At 61.9% G+C, this 17,653-nt stretch carries 17 protein-coding genes; 8 read left to right on the top strand and 9 right to left on the bottom strand.

What is annotated here, in order from left to right:
- The first annotated feature begins 19 nt into the window (after positions 1-19).
- The 6 genes from ftsZ (at position 20) to mutT (ending at position 7,688) form a co-directional block, all read left to right on the top strand.
- Complete coding sequence (gene ftsZ / locus ACEUCR_RS13780) at positions 20-1,171, top strand: cell division protein FtsZ (RefSeq protein ID WP_042001693.1); 1,152 nt, start codon at positions 20-22, stop codon at positions 1,169-1,171.
- A gap of 95 nt (positions 1,172-1,266) precedes the next feature.
- Complete coding sequence (lpxC, locus tag ACEUCR_RS13775; protein WP_042001696.1) at positions 1,267-2,190, top strand: UDP-3-O-acyl-N-acetylglucosamine deacetylase; 924 nt, start codon at positions 1,267-1,269, stop codon at positions 2,188-2,190.
- A 140-nt stretch (positions 2,191-2,330) separates the two neighbouring features.
- Positions 2,331-3,236, top strand: coding sequence for a M23 family metallopeptidase (locus ACEUCR_RS13770; protein WP_042001699.1), 906 nt, complete (start codon positions 2,331-2,333; stop codon positions 3,234-3,236).
- Between the two features lie 57 nt (positions 3,237-3,293).
- Entirely contained in the window at positions 3,294-6,014 is a 2,721-nt protein-coding gene (secA, locus tag ACEUCR_RS13765; RefSeq protein ID WP_392441348.1) for a preprotein translocase subunit SecA, read from the top strand.
- A 73-nt stretch (positions 6,015-6,087) separates the two neighbouring features.
- Positions 6,088-7,272 carry a tetratricopeptide repeat protein gene (locus ACEUCR_RS13760; RefSeq protein WP_408790840.1) on the top strand — a complete coding sequence of 395 codons (1,185 nt, stop codon included), beginning with the start codon at positions 6,088-6,090 and terminating at the stop codon, positions 7,270-7,272.
- An 8-nt stretch (positions 7,273-7,280) separates the two neighbouring features.
- On the top strand, positions 7,281-7,688 hold the full coding sequence (gene mutT, locus ACEUCR_RS13755; RefSeq protein WP_042001705.1) for an 8-oxo-dGTP diphosphatase MutT: 408 nt from the start codon (positions 7,281-7,283) through the stop codon (positions 7,686-7,688).
- 42 nt (positions 7,689-7,730) lie between these two features.
- Here the strand turns inward: mutT and yacG are convergent, their stop codons facing one another.
- From yacG to ACEUCR_RS13710, 9 genes are all read right to left on the bottom strand, one after another.
- Positions 7,731-7,925 (bottom strand): DNA gyrase inhibitor YacG, encoded by a 195-nt coding sequence (gene yacG / locus ACEUCR_RS13750; RefSeq protein WP_042001707.1) that lies wholly within the window; start codon positions 7,923-7,925, stop codon positions 7,731-7,733.
- 60 nt (positions 7,926-7,985) lie between these two features.
- Positions 7,986-8,708 (bottom strand): cell division protein ZapD, encoded by a 723-nt coding sequence (gene zapD / locus ACEUCR_RS13745; RefSeq protein ID WP_042001709.1) that lies wholly within the window; start codon positions 8,706-8,708, stop codon positions 7,986-7,988.
- A gap of 37 nt (positions 8,709-8,745) precedes the next feature.
- Positions 8,746-9,360 (bottom strand): dephospho-CoA kinase, encoded by a 615-nt coding sequence (coaE, locus tag ACEUCR_RS13740; protein ID WP_408790837.1) that lies wholly within the window; start codon positions 9,358-9,360, stop codon positions 8,746-8,748.
- A gap of 62 nt (positions 9,361-9,422) precedes the next feature.
- The gene (locus ACEUCR_RS13735) at positions 9,423-10,286 is read right to left on the bottom strand and encodes a prepilin peptidase (protein WP_408790835.1); all 864 of its coding nucleotides are present in this window, start codon (positions 10,284-10,286) and stop codon (positions 9,423-9,425) included.
- 80 nt (positions 10,287-10,366) lie between these two features.
- A complete protein-coding gene (locus ACEUCR_RS13730) occupies positions 10,367-11,608 on the bottom strand; it encodes a type II secretion system F family protein (protein ID WP_042001718.1) in 1,242 nt (413 codons plus the stop codon).
- A gap of 45 nt (positions 11,609-11,653) precedes the next feature.
- Positions 11,654-13,360: a PilB family type IVa pilus assembly ATPase TapB gene (tapB, locus tag ACEUCR_RS13725; protein ID WP_111873099.1), complete on the bottom strand. Its 1,707-nt coding sequence runs from the start codon at positions 13,358-13,360 to the stop codon at positions 11,654-11,656.
- Between the two features lie 3 nt (positions 13,361-13,363).
- On the bottom strand, positions 13,364-13,813 hold the full coding sequence (locus ACEUCR_RS13720) for a pilin (RefSeq protein WP_408790832.1): 450 nt from the start codon (positions 13,811-13,813) through the stop codon (positions 13,364-13,366).
- 723 nt (positions 13,814-14,536) lie between these two features.
- Entirely contained in the window at positions 14,537-15,406 is an 870-nt protein-coding gene (gene nadC, locus ACEUCR_RS13715; RefSeq protein WP_408790830.1) for a carboxylating nicotinate-nucleotide diphosphorylase, read from the bottom strand.
- Positions 15,407-15,410: 4 nt separating this feature from the next.
- The gene (locus ACEUCR_RS13710; RefSeq protein ID WP_408774937.1) at positions 15,411-15,872 is read right to left on the bottom strand and encodes a retropepsin-like aspartic protease family protein; all 462 of its coding nucleotides are present in this window, start codon (positions 15,870-15,872) and stop codon (positions 15,411-15,413) included.
- Positions 15,873-15,986: 114 nt separating this feature from the next.
- Here ACEUCR_RS13710 and ampD point away from each other — a divergent pair, with 114 nt between their 5' ends.
- Both ampD and pdhR read left to right on the top strand, forming a co-directional pair.
- Entirely contained in the window at positions 15,987-16,559 is a 573-nt protein-coding gene (gene ampD / locus ACEUCR_RS13705) for a 1,6-anhydro-N-acetylmuramyl-L-alanine amidase AmpD (RefSeq protein WP_042001730.1), read from the top strand.
- 276 nt (positions 16,560-16,835) lie between these two features.
- Positions 16,836-17,600 (top strand): pyruvate dehydrogenase complex transcriptional repressor PdhR, encoded by a 765-nt coding sequence (gene pdhR, locus ACEUCR_RS13700; RefSeq protein ID WP_042001733.1) that lies wholly within the window; start codon positions 16,836-16,838, stop codon positions 17,598-17,600.
- The last annotated feature ends 53 nt before the right edge of the window (positions 17,601-17,653 follow it).

The following is a 17,653-nucleotide window of genomic DNA, read 5'->3' as shown; positions in this document are numbered from 1 at the left end:
AATAAAGCGGAGAGACAACATGTTTGAATTTATGGATAGCCACACGGACGAAGCCGTCATCAAGGTGATTGGCGTGGGTGGCGGCGGTGGTAACGCCGTCGAACACATGGTTCGTCAAAACATCGAGGGTGTTGAGTTCATTACCGTCAACACCGACGCCCAGGCACTGCGCAACTCCAGTGCCAACACCACATTGCAGATCGGCGGTGGCATCACCAAGGGTCTGGGTGCCGGGGCCAACCCGGAAGTGGGTCGCGATGCCGCCATGGAAGACAGGGAAGCACTGCGCGAGCTGCTGACCGGTTCAGACATGGTGTTCATCGCCGCCGGCATGGGGGGGGGTACCGGTACCGGCGCCGCCCCCATCGTGGCCGAAGTGGCCCGCGAGATGGGCATTCTGACCGTTGCCGTCGTGACCAAGCCGTTCTCCTTCGAAGGGAAGAAGCGGATGGGCTTCGCCGCCCACGGTATCGAGGAGCTGTCCAAGAACGTCGACTCCCTGATCACCATCCCCAACGACAAGCTGCTGAAGGTGCTGGGTCGTGGCATCTCCCTGCTGGACGCCTTCAAGGCGGCCAACGACGTGCTGCTGGGTGCGGTACAGGGCATTGCGGAGCTGATCACCCGTCCTGGCCTCATCAACGTCGACTTCGCGGACGTGCGTACCGTGATGCGCGAGATGGGCACCGCCATGATGGGGACGGGTTCCGCCTCCGGTGACGACCGTGCCGAGGAAGCGGCCGAGAAGGCCATCTCCAGCCCGCTGCTGGAAGACGTGGATCTGGCCGGTGCCCGTGGCATCCTGGTCAACATCACCGCCGGCATGGACATGACCATCGAAGAGTTCGAGACCGTGGGCAACGCGGTCAAGGCCTTCGCCTCCGAGAACGCTACCGTGGTGGTGGGTACCGTTATCGACCCGGAGATGCAGGACGAGCTGCGGGTGACCGTGGTCGCGACCGGCATCGGTGCCGAGCGCAAGAGCGACATCACGCTCGTAAAAAACAACATGGTCCAGGAGCGTCCGGCCCGTCAGCCTCTGATCAGCGAAGCCCTGCAGTCTCGCGTGATGGAAGAGGCCCCGGCCAAGGTGGTGAACGCCGAGCCGCAAGCTCGTCGCGAACCGGATTATCTCGATATTCCGGCTTTCCTGCGCAAGCAGGCAGACTAAGCCTCTAACGAGGCTGGTTTGTTTGTTGTTTAAGGAATGTGCTAAGATGGCCCGTCAACGACCATCTGGTCCGGAATTTAGCTGTGGATACGCCCATGATTAGACAAAGAACCTTGAAAACGAGTGTCCAGGCCACTGGTGTGGGCCTGCATTCGGGCCGGAAAGTCACGATGACGTTCCGTCCGGCACCTGTGAACACAGGGATCGTTTACTTGCGTACCGATCTGAATCCTGTGGTAGAGCTGCCAGCCAATGCCGACCAGGTGCGCGATACCGTACTCTGTACCGCTCTGGTCAATGAGGCCGGTGTGCGTGTCTCCACCATAGAGCACCTCTCCGCTGCCCTGGCCGGGATGGGGATCGACAACCTCTACGTCGAGGTTGATGCCCCCGAAATCCCGGTGATGGACGGCAGTGCACACCCCTTCATCTACCTGCTGCAGGAAGTCGGGATCCGTGAACAGAATGCGCCCAAGCAATTCGTGCGGATCAAGCAGAGCATCCGGGTTGAAGACGGCGACAAGTGGGCGGAATTCCACCCCTATCGCAACGGCTTCAAAATGGATCTCGAGATCGACTTCCAGCACCCTGTGTTCGAAGGCCGCAACCAGCGTTGTGTACTGGATTTCTCCGGCGCCTCTTTCGTCAAAGAGATCAGCCGGGCCCGTACCTTCGGTTTCATGCGTGACATCGAATACCTGCGTTCCCAGAACCTGGCCCTGGGCGGAAGCCTGGAAAACGCCGTGGTGCTGGATGACTATCGGGTGCTGAACGAAGATGGTTTGCGCTACGAAGACGAGTTCGTCAAGCACAAGATGCTGGATGCCATCGGTGATCTGTACATGTGCAACCGCAGCATCATCGGCGAATTCCGCGCCTACAAGACGGGCCATGCCCTGAACAACAAGCTGCTGCGTGCCCTGCTGGCCCAGCAGGAGGCATGGGAACTGGTGACCTTCGAGGGTGAGGGCGACAAAGCGCCGATCGCTTACTACGACAACGGTCTGGTTCTGGCCTGATAGCTGTGCAACAGGACGTCGGTCTCCTCTCCGCGCCGACGTCCTGTCATTTGTTTATTCCATCCTTTAATACCGATTATCTCCCGGTTTTATTGCCCGTGCAGGCTGCTGGCCTCACCTGACCGAGAAGACAGATTTCTATGAGCATTACCCTGATCCTCAATGGCAAGCAGCGGCGCAAGCTGCACTTCCCCAAACAACGTCTGGCCTGGGTCGGCGGTCTCTTTCTTTCTATTCTGGTGCTAGGGTCTGTCCTGCTATGGCAGAGCTGGCATCAGAAAATGGCTGCCCTCGAGCTGGCGCTGGTTCAAGCAGAGCAGCAGCAGGCGAGTCAAACTACCGAGCAGGCCCGTGAACAGCTCGCCATGCTGGCGGCTCAGGTGGGCACCATGCAGGGCCAGCTCGGTCGGCTCAATGCCCTCGGCGAGCGCCTGACCGAACAGGCGGATCTCGATCCGGACGAATTCAACTTCAAAGAGCTGCCTCCCATGGGCGGCCCCTCCTATGATGCCGATCTCGAGGTGAACCTGGATGAGCTGCAAAGCTCCATGGCCCACCTCAGCAAACAGCTCAGCAGCCGCGAAGAACAGCTGTCGGTACTTGAATCTTTCATGCTCAATCACCATATCACTGACGCGGGGTTCATCTCTGGCTCGCCGGTGCAGCAGGAGCGAGTCTGGATCAGCTCGGGGTTTGGTGGCCGGGTCGATCCTTTCAACGGCCGCGCCAAGATGCACAAGGGAGTGGATTTTCGTGGCAAGCCGGGCACCCCCATACTGGCGACCGGCAAGGGGATCGTCAGCTGGGCTGGGCGTCACCCGGAATTTGGCAACATGGTGGAGGTCAACCACGGCAATGGCCTGGTGACCCGTTATGCCCACAACTCCAAGCTGCTGGTGGAGGTGGGCACGCTAGTCGATCAGGGTCAGAAGATAGCCCTGATGGGACGTACCGGTCGCGCGACCGGGGTTCATTTGCATTACGAAGTGTTGAAAGATGGTCGTCAGGTCAACCCCAGTCGATTTCTCAATGCCAGACGGGGTTAGGTTTTTTTCTCTCCAGTTCCAGTGACGGAACCTTATAACCAGAAATAGTTGGTACCCATGATTAGCACACTGCTTACCAAGATTATCGGCAGCCGGAACGACAGAACGCTCAAGGCTTTGCGCAAAATTGTAAAACAGATCAATGCGATGGAGCCTCAGTTCGAGGCGCTGTCCGATGCCGAGCTGCAGGCCAAGACGGCCGAGTACCGTCAGCGTCTGGAGCAGGGGGAGACGCTTGAACAGTTGTTGCCGGAAGCGTTCGCCACGGTGCGCGAGGCGTCTCGCCGGGTCTTTGGCATGCGTCACTTTGACGTCCAGCTGATCGGTGGCATGGTGCTCAACTCCAACCGCATCGCCGAGATGAAGACGGGCGAAGGCAAGACCCTCACCGCGACCCTGCCGGCCTATCTGAATGCCCTGACCGGTCGCGGCGTGCACGTGGTGACGGTGAACGACTATCTGGCCAAGCGTGATGCGGAGGCGAACCGCCCCCTGTTCACCTTCCTCGGCCTGACCGTGGATTGCAACGTGCCCGGCATGGATGCGTCCCAGAAGCGCGACGCCTACGCCGCCGACATCACCTACGGTACCAACAACGAATTCGGTTTCGACTACCTGCGCGACAACATGGCGTTTTCGCCCGAGCAGCGGGTGCAGCGCCCGCTCAACTACGCCCTGGTGGATGAGGTGGATTCCGTGCTCATCGATGAGGCGCGCACCCCGCTCATCATCTCGGGTCCGGCGGAAGACAGCTCCGCGATGTATATCCAGATCAACAAGCTGATCCCGCTGCTGGTCAAGCAGGACAAGGAAGATTCGGAAGAGTACACCGGCGACGGCCACTACACGGTGGACGAGAAGAACCGCCAGGCGCTGCTGACCGAGAACGGCCAGATCTTCGTGGAAGAGCTGCTCAAGAAAGAGGGGCTGCTGGCAGAGGAAGACTCCCTCTTCTCCGCCACCAACATCAGTCTGCTGCACCACGTCAACGCCGGTCTGCGGGCCCATACCCTGTTCGAGCGCAACGTCGACTACATAGTCCAGAAGGACGAGATCGTCATCGTCGACGAGCACACCGGCCGCACCATGCCGGGTCGTCGCTGGTCAGACGGTCTGCACCAGGCGGTCGAGGCGAAGGAAGGGGTCAAGATCCAGAACGAGAACCAGACCCTGGCCTCCATCACCTTCCAGAACTACTTCCGTCTGTACGACAAACTGGCGGGCATGACCGGTACTGCGGATACCGAAGCCTTCGAATTCCAGCAGATCTACGGCCTGGATACCGTGGTCATCCCGACCAACCGTCCCATGGTACGCAAGGACATGGGCGACCTGGTCTATCTGACGGCACAAGAAAAGTATGCCGCCATCGTCGAGGACATCCGTGGCTGCGTCGAGCGCGGCCAGCCGGTGCTGGTGGGTACCGTCTCCATCGAGAACTCCGAACTGCTGTCCGGCATCCTGACCAGGGAGAACATCCCCCACAAGGTGTTGAACGCCAAGTTCCACGCCATGGAGGCGGAGATCGTCGCCCAGGCGGGCCAGACCGGCGCCGTCACCATCGCCACCAACATGGCCGGTCGGGGTACCGATATCGTGCTGGGGGGCAACTGGCAGGCGGAGATAGCCGCGCTGGAGTCTCCGAGCGAGGCACAGATCAACGAGATCAAGGCCGCCTGGAAACTGCGTCATGACGCCGTGCTCGAGGCCGGTGGCCTGCACATCATAGGCACCGAACGTCACGAATCCCGCCGGATCGACAACCAGCTGCGCGGCCGCTCCGGTCGTCAGGGTGACCCGGGTTCCTCCCGCTTCTACCTCTCCATGGAAGATCAGCTGATGCGGATCTTCGCCTCCGACCGCGTGACCGGCATGATGAAGAAGCTGGGCATGGAAGAGGGCGAAGCCATCGAGCACCCCTGGGTGACCAAGGCCATCGAGAATGCCCAGCGCAAGGTGGAGGGTCGCAACTTCGACATCCGCAAGAACCTGCTGGAATTCGATGACGTGGCCAACGACCAGCGCAAGGTGGTCTACGAGCAGCGCAACGAATTGCTGGAAACCAACGACATCTCCGAGACCATCCGCATCATTCGCGATGACGTCTATGGCGCCGTCATCGACGAATATATTCCGCCCCAGTCCCTGGAAGAGATGTGGGACGTGCCGGGCCTGGAGACCCGCCTGGCCTCTGACTTTGGCCTGGTCCTGCCGATCCAGCAGTGGCTGGCGGCGGATGACAAGCTGTATGAAGAGAAGCTGCGCGAGCGCATCCTGGAAGAGGCTGCCAAGCTCTATGCCCGCAAGGAAGAGCTGGTCGGCTTCGAGGTGCTGCGCAACTTCGAGAAGGCGGTGATGCTGCAGACCCTGGATGGCCTGTGGAAGGAGCATCTGGCCGCCATGGATCACCTGCGTCAGGGTATCCATCTGCGCGGCTACGCCCAGAAGAACCCCAAGCAGGAGTACAAGCGCGAGTCCTTCGATCTGTTCACCCAGATGCTGGAGACCCTCAAGCGCGACGTGGTCAGCATACTGAGCCGGGTCCAGGTGCAGGAGCGGGACGTGGAGGCGATGGAAGAGCAGCAGCGCCAGCAGGCGGAAGCCGCTCCCCGCACCTATACCCATGCCAACGCCCAGGATCCACTGGCGCAGGAGGGGGCCGAGGAGGGCGATGCCAGGACCACCTTCGTGCGTGACGAGCAGAAGATAGGTCGCAACGACCCCTGCCCCTGTGGCTCCGGCAAGAAGTACAAGCACTGTCACGGTCAGTTGACCTGACGCGCTATGCTGATGAATGCACCGCCTCCGGGCGGTGCATTCATTTGAGGGTCATCAAGGAGGAGGGCTGAGGATGAGCAAGCTGCCGACGGGATGGGACGGGGAGGCGCAGGGCGACTGGTTGCGGGGCCATCGCCAGGAGGCGATCCAGCGGGTGCTGGCACGGCTGAACGGGGGACCGCTCAAGCCGGTGCCCCTGCAACTGCAGTTTGCCTATTACCTCTTCCTGTCCGGGGATCCGGCCTCGGCCGCCCAGGTGCTGACCCTGGCCCATGAGGCCGCCCCCGACAATGACGAGGTGCTGCGCAACCTGTGCGTCTGCCTGTCGCGCTCGGGTCAGCACGAGAGGGCGGTGGCGCACCTGACCGAGCTGGCTGCGCGGGATCCGGCAGACGCCCTGGTCCAGGACGGGCTCTGCACCTCCCTCGCCAGGCTCGGACGCCACGGCGAGGCGGCGCGGGCCGGGACCCGGGCGCTGTGGCTCAAGGACGAGGCGGCCGGACACGCCGTCGCGGGCTGGGCACTGCCGGCAGAGGGGCCGGATGCCTGGCTGGCCGGACAGGGGGACAAACCCTTCGTCATCGCCTTCTCCCTGTGGGGGGCAAACCCCCGCTACCTGAGAGGGGCCCTCGACAACGTGCTGGCCGCCCCTTACCTCTACCCCGGCTGGCGGCTGCGCTTCTATGTGGATGAGAGCGTGCCGGCGGAGCTGCTGGCCTGCCTGCAGGAGCAGGGCGCCGAAATCCGGATGCAGCCCCATGGCCAGTCCCTGCGCCAGCGTCTGTGCTGGCGTTTTCAGGTGGCCAATGATCCCGGGGTTGGCCGCTTCCTAGTGCGGGATGTGGACTCGGTGCCGGGTGTGCGCGAGCGGGTCGCCGTCGATGGCTGGCTTGCATCGGGGCGCTGGTTTCATATCATGCGTGACTGGTGGAGCCACACCGATCTGGTGCTGGCGGGCATGTGGGGCGGGGTGGCCGGGGTATTGCCGCCCCTGGCGCCCCTGCTCGAGGCCTATCGGCCCGGCGTCATGGAGACGCCCAATATCGACCAGTGGTTCCTGCGGGACTGTCTGTGGCGCTATCTGCGCCAGAGCAGCCTGGTCCAGGATCGCTGCTTCAGCCCCCCTGGGGCCCAGCCATGGCCACTGCCCGCCCCGGAGGGGAGCGAGCATGTGGGTCAGGATATGTTCACGGCGCAGGGGGAGCGCCAGGCCCGGCGCCTGGCCCCCTGGATCGCCAGGTTGTCGTGTTTAGGTTGAGGATTGAGATGGAACAGAAGAAGCGGATATGGGTGGCGGTCGGCGTCATCGAGAACGAGCGGGGTGACATCTTCATCGCCAAGCGCTCTTCGGATCGCCATCAGGGGGATCGCTGGGAGTTCCCGGGGGGCAAGGTGGAAGCGGGAGAGGATCTGCTGGCGGCCCTGGACAGGGAGCTGTGGGAGGAGATCGGCATCCGGGTCGAGGATTGCGCCCCCTTCATGGAGCTCCATCACGACTACCCGGAGAAGCAGGTACTGCTGGATATCTGGAAGGTGACCCGTTTTCGCGGCGAACCGTTTGGTAAGGAGGGCCAGGAGTGCCGCTGGGTACCGCTGGCGGAGCTGGCCGAGTATCAGTTTCCCGATGCCAACGGCCCCATAGTCGCGCGGCTGCAGGGCGCGGCGAGAGGGTAAAACAAAAAAGGGCCATGGGCCCTTTTTTGTTGTCGGCAGCGCCTAGCGCCACTCCTCGCCGGCATCCGGATCCGGCAGCAGATCCGGGTTGATCTCCCCCGGGATCCGCTTCTCTTCATCGGCCCACTCACCGAGGTCGATCAGCTGGCAGCGTTTGCTGCAGAAGGGACGAAACGGGCTCTGGGGCCCCCATTCCACTTGGGTTTGACAGGTTGGGCAGTTGACCTTGGTGACCATGGGCTCCTCGGCGGACAAAAGATGAAGGGGGCGGGCGGGAGCCGGGCTCCCGTCCGCAGTTTAGCAGCAGGCGAGCTGGAAGGAGACATCGCCGATGGGCTGATCCTGGGTCGGCAGGAAGCGCAGGGCGAAGCGATTCTTGTGGCCGCTCAGGGTCGGGTAGCACCCCATGGCGTGGGGCAGGCGGATGCGGATCAGCTCCGCATTCTCTGCCGTGTCCTGGAAGAAACCATTGCTGGCCACCCGGTCGCTGAAACTGGCCGCCTCGCGCCACAGCCGCAGCAGGAGGCCGATGGCGCTCATCAGCAGCTGGATGTCGCACAGCCACTGTTCCATCTGCTGGTGGCGCAGGGAGGGCGGCGTGGTCAGCCAGTGGTGCAGCTGGGGGACATCGAAGGCGCAGAGGCCGCCCGGGATGGAGAAGCGCTGGCGAATGGAGCTGAGCAACTTGTCCTCTTTCAGGCGAGAGCCGGGGCGTGCTGCCCCCAGCAGCTGGCGTGAAAGCTGGCTGCTTTCCTGCTGCATCTGCCGGATCTGCTCCAGGTCGACACCGGGCAGCTCAGCCCAGTGGCCGAGCCGCTGGCTCAACCGCTCGAGATCCTTGATGAGATCCGAGCGCAGGTCTCCCCGCTCGAGCAGTTCCTGCAGATCGAACAACCCCTTGAAGAAGGCGATATGAGACCAGGGATGTTCGCCGGTCAGATTGTCGTGGATCTGGTTGAACAGGGCTTCCAGACGTAGATAGGTCCGGCTTTTTTCGTTGAGAGGGAAATCGTAAATCATGCCTAATCCTGGCCAGCCATAAACCGGCCTAGTGTACTCACACTTGCCTGGCTTGTTGAGAGGCAAATGCCAGATATGTCTGGTGCAGGGCCAAAATTCGCTCCCGCAGCGCCTCGGGGGCGCCATCCCGGTTCTCTATGATGTCGTCGGCGGCGGCCAGGCGTGCCATTCGACTCGCCTGGGCGGCGACGATGGCCTTGGCCTGCGCGCGACTGACCCCGTCGCGTCGGCAGGTGCGGGTGATCTGGGTCTCTTCATCCACGTCGACCACCAGGATCCGGTCGGCCATGGCGGTGAGCCGGTTCTCAACCAGCAGGGGCACCACCAGCAGGCAGTAGGGGGAGCGTGCCGCCGCGCACTGGCGCTGCATCTCCTGGCGAATAAGAGGGTGGAGCAGGGCATTGAGCCAGCCCTTGGCGTCGGGCTCGCTGAAGACCCGCTCGCGCAGCCTGCGCCTGTCCAGGCGGCCCTCCTCGTCGAGCACCCCGGCACCGAAGTGCTGGCGGATGGCCGCCAGGGCCGGCATGCCGGGCTCGACGACCTCGCGGGCGATCACATCGGCATCGATGATCTCTATGCCCAGCTCGGCAAACTGGTTGGCGACCGTGGTCTTGCCACTGCCTATCCCGCCCGTGATGGCGACTACATACATGGGTTGGCGTGTCCTGTCGAAGTGTGATGCTGGTTTGTCTGGCATTGTGCCCCAGGAAAGGGTCAGAGCACCATGCGCAGATACCAGGCGCCGATCTCGTTGCCCCAGAGCATCGTCACCCAGCCGGCGAGGGCGAGATAGGGGCCGAAGGGGATGGGATTGCCGTGCTGATGGCGGCGCAGGGCGATGAGGCCGAGTCCGACCAGGGCGCCGATCAGGGAAGAGAGCAGCAGAATGAGCGGCAAGGCCTGCCAGCCTAGCCAGGCCCCCAGGGCGGCCAGCAGCTTGAAGTCCCCGTAGCCCATTCCCTCCTTGCCGGTCAGCAGCTTGAAGGCCCAATAGAGGCTCCACAGCACCAGATAACCGGCCATGGCGCCGATCACCGCATCGGCCAGGGGCACCCGTTGCCAGAGCAGATTGACCAGCAGACCGGCCCATGCCAGGGGCAGGGTGAGGGGGTCTGGCAGCAGCATCTTGTCCAGGTCGATGAAGGTCAGGGCGACGAGCACCCAGGTCAGCAGCAGGTAGGCCAGCAGCACGGGCTCGGCGGGCAGGCGGCTTGCCACCACCACGGAGAGCAGGGCGGTCAGCAGCTCCACCAGGGGATAGCGCGCCGAGATGGGGGCGGCGCAGGCGCGGCAACGCCCCCTGAGCCAGAGCCAGCTCAGCAGCGGGATGTTCTCCAGGGCGCCGATGGCATGGCCGCAATGGGGGCAGCAGGAGCGGGGCACCATCAGGTTGTAGGGGGCCTGGGGCGGCGCAGCCTTCTCTGGCTCGAAGTAGCCCTGATACTCGGCCCGCCAGTCTCGCTCCAGCATGATGGGCAGGCGGTGAATCACCACATTGAGGAAGCTGCCTATGGTCAGGGAGAACAGAAACACAAGGGCAAGGTAGAGCCAGGGCAGGGCAGTTGCCAGTTCAGTCATGGATTGTATCGAGTCTCTAGTCAGGGGGAGCGAGTATATCATGGCAATCCGGCCGACGAGGGAGGCTCGTCGGTCGGGGGTCAGTGTATGACGGAGCCCAGCTTGAAGATGGGCAGGTACATGGCGACCACCATGCCACCCACCAGCACCCCCAGCACCACCATGATGATGGGCTCGAGCAGGCTGGTGAGGCCGTCCACCAGATCGTCCACCTCCTGCTCGAAGATGGTGGCTACCTTGGAGAGCATGTCGTCGATGGCGCCGGACTCCTCCCCTATCATCACCATCTGGATCACCATGTCGGGGAAGAGATCCACGGTGCGCATGGCGACGTTGATCTGCATGCCGGCCATCACCTCGTTGCGAATGGCCAGGATGGCGGTGCGATAGACATAGTTGCCCGAGGCTCCTGCCGCCGAGACCAGGGCATCGACCAGGGGGATGCCGGCGCTGAAGGTGGTGGAGAGGGTGCGGGCGAAGCGGGCCATGGCGGCCTTGTGCAGTATCATGCCGACCACAGGGATGGTGAGGATGAACTTGTCGGTGTTGTCACGCACCTTCTGATAACGGCGCCAGGCTCGCACATAGAGGAAGATGGCGAGGGCGATACCCCCGAATATGACATACCACCAATCCTGCATGAAGCGTGAAATGCCGATGACGAACTGGGTAAAGATGGGCAGCTCGGCGCCGAAGCTCTTGAAGATGTCCTCGAACTGGGGAATGACGAACAGCAGCAGGATGGAGGTGACGACGATGGCCACCAGGATCACCATGGCGGGGTAGAACATGGCCTTCTTGATCTTCGACTTGAGCGCTTCGGCCTTCTCCCGGTAGGTGGCGATGCGATCATAGATGGTCTCGAGCGCCCCGGATTGCTCACCTGCCTCCACCAGATCGCAGTAGAGGTCGTCGAAGTGCCTGGGGTGCTGGCGCAGGGCCTCCGACATGGGGGTGCCGGTCTCGACGTCGCTGGCTATCTGGCCCATCAGATCGCGCATGCTCGATTTTTCATGGCTGCGGGCGATGATTTGCAGGCTCTGCACCAGGGGCACACCGGCACTGAGCATGGTGGCGAGCTGACGGCTCACCACGGCGATGTCCATGGGCTTGATGCTGGCACCGCCCCTGGAGAAGAGGCCGTTGCTCTTCTTGTTGATCCGCGAGACGCTGACTCCCTGCTTGCGCAGCTCGGCCTTGACCATGTTGACGTGTTCGGCCTGGAGTTCTCCCGAGATCTCCTTGCCTTTGCGGTTGACCCCTTTCCAGCGGAAGGTGTGTACCTTGGCGGGGACGTTGCGCTTCTTCGATAGGGTCGCCATCCTTGCATCCTTGCAATGGGGCCGCCAGGCGGGCGGCGTGATGGGTTAGTTGGTGGTGATCCGGTTGATCTCGCTCAGGCTGGTCACGCCGAGGCGAGCTTTCTCCAGGCCCGATAGTCGCAGGGTGTGCATCCCCTCCTCCTGGGCGATGGCGGCGATCTGCAACGAATTCGCCCCCTGCATGATGAGCTTGGCAATGTTTTCCGACATCAGCAGGATTTCATAGATGCCGACCCGCCCCTTGTAGCCCCCGGTACACTCCTTGCAACCCTTGGGCTTGAACAGCCGGATCCCGGCGGCGACCTGCCGGGAGCTGAACCCCAGTGTAAACAGCTCGGCTTCCGGAATGACCTCGGGCTCCTTGCAGTGATCGCACAGCTTGCGGGCGAGGCGCTGGGCCATGATGAGGGTCACCGAGGAGGCGATGTTGAACGCGGGCACCCCCATGTTCATCATCCGGGTCAGGGTCTCGGCCGCCGAGTTGGTGTGCAGGGTGGAGAGCACCAGGTGGCCGGTCTGGGCCGCCTTGATGGCGATCTCGGCGGTTTCCAGATCCCGTATCTCCCCCACCATGACGATGTCCGGATCCTGGCGCAGGAAGGAGCGCAATGCGCTGGCGAAGGTGAGCCCCGCCTTGGGGTTGACCTGCACCTGATTGACCCCGGGCAGGTTGATCTCCACCGGATCTTCCGCGGTGGAGATGTTGACCTCCTGGGTGTTGAGGATGTTGAGGCCGGTATAGAGGGAGACCGTCTTGCCGGACCCCGTGGGGCCGGTCACCAGTATCATGCCCTGGGGCTTGGCAAGGGCGGTCAGGTATTGCTGCTTCTGGGCCTCATCGAAGCCGAGCTGGTCGATGTTGAGGCGCGCCGCCGAGGAGTCGAGCAGGCGGATGACCACCTTCTCGCCCCACATGGTGGGCAGGGTGTTGACCCGCATGTCCATGGAGCGGTTGCGCGACAGTTTGAGCTTGATACGGCCATCCTGGGGCAGGCGCCGCTCGGCGATATCGAGTCTGGCCATCACCTTGAGGCGGGCGGCGAAGCGGCTGGCCAGGTTGACCGGCGGGGTGGCGGCCTCGTGCAGTATGCCGTCGATGCGAAAGCGGATGCGGTACTTGAACTCATAGGGCTCGAAGTGCAGATCCGATGCCCCCTGCCGGATGGCATCCATCAGTATCTTGTTGATGTATTTGACGATGGGGGCATCGTCGTCGGCGGTATTGACGTGCTCGTCGAGGCGGCTGGCCTCGTCGGCCACCTCGAGGGCCGAGATCTCGGCCTCGTCGATGTCATCCATGCCCAGGGCATCGTGCTCGCTCTCCAGCAGTTTGGCGATGGCCTGGCTCAACTTGTCCTCTTCGACCAGCAGGGCCTCGGTGTGCAGGCCGAAGCTGAAGCCGAAATCCTCCAGCGCCGCCACATTGGTGGGGTCGGACATGGCGATGTAGAGGGTATGGCCCTGGGTGTAGATGGGCAGCACATGATGCTTTTCGATCAGCTTCTGATTGAGGTACTTCTGCGGGATCTCGGCCAGATCGAAGGCGGCAAGATCCAGCAGAGGTACCCCATACTCCAGCTCGCAGAACTCGGCCAGCGTCTTGCTGGCGAGGATCTGGTTCTCGATAAGGTAGGTGACCAGGGGTTTGCGCTGGGCGCGGGCCTGGCTCAGGTAGTGGTGTGAGTCGGACTCACTGATCAGGGAGGAAGCGGCCAGGCTCAGGGCCAGGCCGCTATGGGGGCTAGAGGTCATGGATTAGCAGAGGCCATCTGTTTTGCAAGATCCTGATATGGCCCACAAAACCTGCCTAGTAGTTGTGTTTGCACTGCCAATTAACTCATATGTGGTAGATGAGCCAAAGGTCGCTGTCGTTCCCGTGGCGGTGATGGTGACGCCGACAGCGCCGCTTGCGGTATTTGTTGCGGAGCTGACTGAAGCAACATTCGTTGTATTAAAAGCGCCTGAGACGGCGGCATTACCAGCTGAGGCGCACGTACCCATAAGGGCTGAGTTGACTGTATCCGTGGAACCTTGAACACAGACTTCGACAGCCGTCTTGGCTGGTCCTGTGGCTGCAATTACCTCCGAAAATTTGGCGCGCTTGGTATAGGTCTGATACGCCGGCAGGGCGATGGCGGCGAGAATGGCGACGATGGCCACGACTATCATCAGTTCGATCAGGGTAAAGCCGGTTTGCTTTCTCATCTTCAATGTCCTTATTTCAAATGGGTCCTGATAACGCTGGCGGTGACCTCACCGCTGTTGGCAGCTTAGTCAAGGCATCGTACTTGGCAACAGCGTCATGCAGATTAGTTGACGTGTCTCAAAATAGTGATGCAAATGGATAAAAATCAGGAGGTTAGAAGTCTCCTTTGGTTCCCTGTCATGCAGTCGGCCTGTCAGCTTGCTCCTTTTGCCTTGGGTGGGTCTTGCCTAAAGAAAAGGCGCCAATGGCGTCTTTTGCAAGTCAGGATCCAGCAGGGATCCACTTTCCCCTGAAACGGCCCTAAGAACAGGATGCTGCCGGGATTGGCGCTGCTTGGGTGTCTTCTGCACGTCGGGAGCCATCAGGGATGCACTTTTCTCTGGCGTGCGCCTAACAAGGTGATGCTGTTGAGATTGATGTGTCTTGGACGGCGGGAGCCATCAGGGATGCACTTTTCTCTGGCGTGCGCCTAACAAGGTGATGCTGTTGAGATTGATGTGTCTTGGACGGCGGGAGCCATCAGGGATGCACTTTTCTCTGGCGTGCGCCTAACGAGGTGATGCTGTTGAGATTGATGTGTCTTGGACAGTGGGAGCCATCAGGGATGCACTTTTCTCTGGCGTGCGCCTAACGAGGTGGTGCTGTTGGGATTGGCGTGTCTTTGACGGTGGGAGCAAGGAGGGGGCTTCCCCCTGTCAGTGGGGGAAGCGGGGGGCTGGGGGTCAGATAAAGCGCATGGAGAGATCCAGCGCCCGAACATGCTTGGTCAGGGCGCCGACCGAGATGTAGTCCACCCCGGTGGCGGCGAACTCGGCCAGGGTGGCCAGGGTCACGTTGCCGGAAACCTCCAGCCTGGCCCGGCGCTCGCCGCGCCCGGCATTCAAGGCCACCGCCTCGCCCATCATGGGCACATCGAAGTTGTCCAGCATGATGATGTCGGCGCCGGCATCGAGGGCCTGACTCAGCTCGGCCAGGGACTCGACCTCGACCTCGACCGGTTTGCCCGGGTTGAGACGACGGGCCTCGTCCACCGCTTTCACTATGCCGCCACAGGCCAGGATGTGGTTCTCCTTGATAAGGTAGGCGTCATACAGGCCGATGCGATGGTTCTTGCCGCCGCCGCAGGTGACCGCGTATTTCTGGGCATCCCGCAGACCGGGCAGGGTCTTGCGGGTGTCGAGCAGGCGGCACTGGGTGCCGGTCAGCTCGGCCACGTAGCGGGCCGTGATGGTGGCGACGCCGCTGAGCGTCTGCACGAAGTTCAGGGCATTGCGCTCGCCGGTCAGCAGCACCCGGGCCGGGCCGTGGAGGCGAAACAGTTCCTGATCGGGGGAGAGCAGGTCTCCATCTTGCACCTTCCACTCCACGTTCACCTCGCCGCCGAGCTGGGCGAACACTTCATCCACCCAGGCCTTGCCGCAGAAAACCCCGGCTTCCCGGGTGATGACGCGGGCGCTGGCCTGGCGATCCGCCGGGATCAGCTGGGCCGTGATGTCGGCGCTGGCATCCGGTTGGTTCTGGGCGGTCAGCGCGCCCCCCAAATCTTCGAGTAACGCGGCGCGCACGGCGCGACTGATGTCCTGTTGTAACATGCCTTTATTCCTGCAAGGGTCGGAGAAGCAACTGCCTGTCTCTTTGGGTCAGCTCCAGCCGGCCGAGGGCATTCATCCCGACCAGGATCTCATCGCCGGTGGCGGCTGGGTTGATGTAGACGGCCAGATCGTACAAGGTCAGCGGACCCATCGCCAGGGTTTCTATCCGGCCATTGCCGACCAGGATGGCGCCGGCGGCGGTATTGACCTGGCTCTGGCCCATGGCCCGGATCCCCAGTCGTGCCGCCACCTGCGCCGGGATGGTGACACGAGTGGCCCCCGTGTCCAGCAGCAGTTGCACCGGTTGGCCGTTGATGGCACCCTCCAGACGATAGTGGCCGCTGGCATCCATCGGCAGCCGCAGCTCGCCGCTGGCGGTGACTCCGGGTTGCGATCTGTCATGAAAATAGAGGGTCAGCAGCCCCATCAGGGAGAGCCAGGCCAGCAGCCAGAACCAGCGCGCCATTGCGGGGGCAGCCATCAGGCGCTCCCCTCTGGCCGGGGCGTCGTGAGTCTGGGGCTGGCTGAGCCGCTTCGAGGGACGGTAACGGGCACATCAATACCATGAGCAAGAGAGACCATGACCCAGCCTAACACACTATTTTCCATTGATTCAGAGGGTTGGTGCGAGCAGGCCCGCAAGGTGCCGTCGCCCCATCACAACGAGCGGGCCAGGCCGGAAGACGTCTCCCTGCTGGTGGTCCATGGCATCAGCCTGCCGCCGGGCCAGTTTGGCGGTCCCTTTATCGACGATCTGTTTCTTGGCCGACTTGACCCGGGCGCCCACCCTTACTTTGCCGACATCCATCAGTTGCGGGTCTCGGCCCACTGCCTGATCCGCCGCGATGGGGAGCTGGTGCAATATGTCTCCTTCCTGGCCCGGGCATGGCACGCTGGCGTCTCTTGCTGGGAGGGGAGAGAGGCCTGTAACGATTACTCCATCGGCATCGAGCTGGAGGGGACGGATGAGCTGCCCTACAGCGATGCCCAGTATGAGGTGCTGACCCGTCTCACCAGTGCCATCCAGGCCCGCTTTCCCGCCGTGCTGGCCGATCGGGTGGTGGGTCATTGTGACATAGCGCCGGGGCGCAAGACGGATCCGGGCGCGAGTTTTGACTGGCGGCGATATCGCCAGAGGCTCAACAAAAATTGATTTGGTTAAAATCTACTTTGTGTTTTTAAGATCAATGGCTTGTCGCACCGACAAGCCATTTTTTCTGGCTGTTGCCGGAATGTTGTCTGTGATCTGGCTCATGAATATTGGTCAGACCATTTTCTATGAGTGAGATCATATTTTCTTCTTGTTACCCACAAATGGGCAGTTTACTTTCTTGATACAGATCAGATTTTGGGTGGACATTTCCCAGCCCCTCTGCTAATTTTCGCTCCATTCATAAAATTGGTAATACCAATTTAACAAAGCTGCCCCATGCCCTATCGTCGAATTACCCAACCCAAATTGGCCGACGCCATCGTCGCCGAGCTGGAACACATGATCCTGGAGGGCAGCCTGCAGCCTGGCCAGAAGTTGCCGCCCGAGCGGGAACTCGCCATCCAGTTTCAGGTGTCACGCCCCTCCCTGCGGGAGGCTATCCAGCGTCTGGAGGCTCGCGGGTTGTTGTATCGTCGTCAGGGCGGTGGCACCTATGTGCAAAATGGGTTGAGCCAGGGGATCGCCGATCCCTTGTTCGAGCTGCTCAGCACCCACCCGGAAGCCCAGTATGACCTGCTGGAGTTTCGCCACGCCCTGGAAGGCATCTGTGCCTACTATGCTGCGTTGCGGGGAACCGAGGCAGACTTCGAGCGTATCCGCGCCGCCCAGGCGGCGATCGAGGCGGCGGGTCAGCAGGGGTCCCTTGCGAGTGAGTCGAGCGCCGTCACCCAGTTCTATCTGGCGGTGGCCGAGGCCTCCCACAATGTGGTGCTGCTGCACCTGCTGCGGGCCATGGGCCCCATGCTCGAGCAGAACATTTTGCGAAATAACGAGATTTTGAATCGCCGTCCGGGAGTGGTCGCCAAGATCCGTCGCCATCGTGCGTCGCTGATCGAGGCTATCCTGTCGGGGGCTCCGGAGCGGGCCAGGACAGCTTGTCATGAGCACCTGGCCTTTATCGAGGACACCTTGTTGGATATGCAGAGGGAAGACAGCCGGATCCAGCGATCCATGCGTCGGATCCGTCAGCAGGAAAACTAATCCCACAAGGCTTTATTGTCGAATTTTGCGCAACTTACATCCCGTGCAATAAC

This window comes from Aeromonas bivalvium, assembly GCF_046078285.1.
Classification (GTDB): domain Bacteria; phylum Pseudomonadota; class Gammaproteobacteria; order Enterobacterales; family Aeromonadaceae; genus Aeromonas; species Aeromonas bivalvium.
This window is presented reverse-complemented; position numbering and strand designations above follow the sequence as displayed.

Bases quoted from the DNA above. Each gene is read 5' to 3' on its own strand.
- ftsZ (WP_042001693.1), top strand. From the start codon at position 20: ATGTTTGAATTTATGGATAGCCACACGGACGAAGCCGTCATCAAGGTG.
- lpxC (WP_042001696.1), top strand. From the start codon at position 1,267: ATGATTAGACAAAGAACCTTGAAAACGAGTGTCCAGGCCACTGGTGTG.
- ACEUCR_RS13770 (WP_042001699.1), top strand. From the start codon at position 2,331: ATGAGCATTACCCTGATCCTCAATGGCAAGCAGCGGCGCAAGCTGCAC.
- secA (WP_392441348.1), top strand. From the start codon at position 3,294: ATGATTAGCACACTGCTTACCAAGATTATCGGCAGCCGGAACGACAGA.
- ACEUCR_RS13760 (WP_408790840.1), top strand. From the start codon at position 6,088: ATGAGCAAGCTGCCGACGGGATGGGACGGGGAGGCGCAGGGCGACTGG.
- mutT (WP_042001705.1), top strand. From the start codon at position 7,281: ATGGAACAGAAGAAGCGGATATGGGTGGCGGTCGGCGTCATCGAGAAC.
- yacG (WP_042001707.1), bottom strand. From the start codon at position 7,925: ATGGTCACCAAGGTCAACTGCCCAACCTGTCAAACCCAAGTGGAATGG.
- zapD (WP_042001709.1), bottom strand. From the start codon at position 8,708: ATGATTTACGATTTCCCTCTCAACGAAAAAAGCCGGACCTATCTACGT.
- coaE (WP_408790837.1), bottom strand. From the start codon at position 9,360: ATGTATGTAGTCGCCATCACGGGCGGGATAGGCAGTGGCAAGACCACG.
- ACEUCR_RS13735 (WP_408790835.1), bottom strand. From the start codon at position 10,286: ATGACTGAACTGGCAACTGCCCTGCCCTGGCTCTACCTTGCCCTTGTG.
- ACEUCR_RS13730 (WP_042001718.1), bottom strand. From the start codon at position 11,608: ATGGCGACCCTATCGAAGAAGCGCAACGTCCCCGCCAAGGTACACACC.
- tapB (WP_111873099.1), bottom strand. From the start codon at position 13,360: ATGACCTCTAGCCCCCATAGCGGCCTGGCCCTGAGCCTGGCCGCTTCC.
- ACEUCR_RS13720 (WP_408790832.1), bottom strand. From the start codon at position 13,813: ATGAGAAAGCAAACCGGCTTTACCCTGATCGAACTGATGATAGTCGTG.
- nadC (WP_408790830.1), bottom strand. From the start codon at position 15,406: ATGTTACAACAGGACATCAGTCGCGCCGTGCGCGCCGCGTTACTCGAA.
- ACEUCR_RS13710 (WP_408774937.1), bottom strand. From the start codon at position 15,872: ATGGCGCGCTGGTTCTGGCTGCTGGCCTGGCTCTCCCTGATGGGGCTG.
- ampD (WP_042001730.1), top strand. From the start codon at position 15,987: ATGACCCAGCCTAACACACTATTTTCCATTGATTCAGAGGGTTGGTGC.
- pdhR (WP_042001733.1), top strand. From the start codon at position 16,836: ATGCCCTATCGTCGAATTACCCAACCCAAATTGGCCGACGCCATCGTC.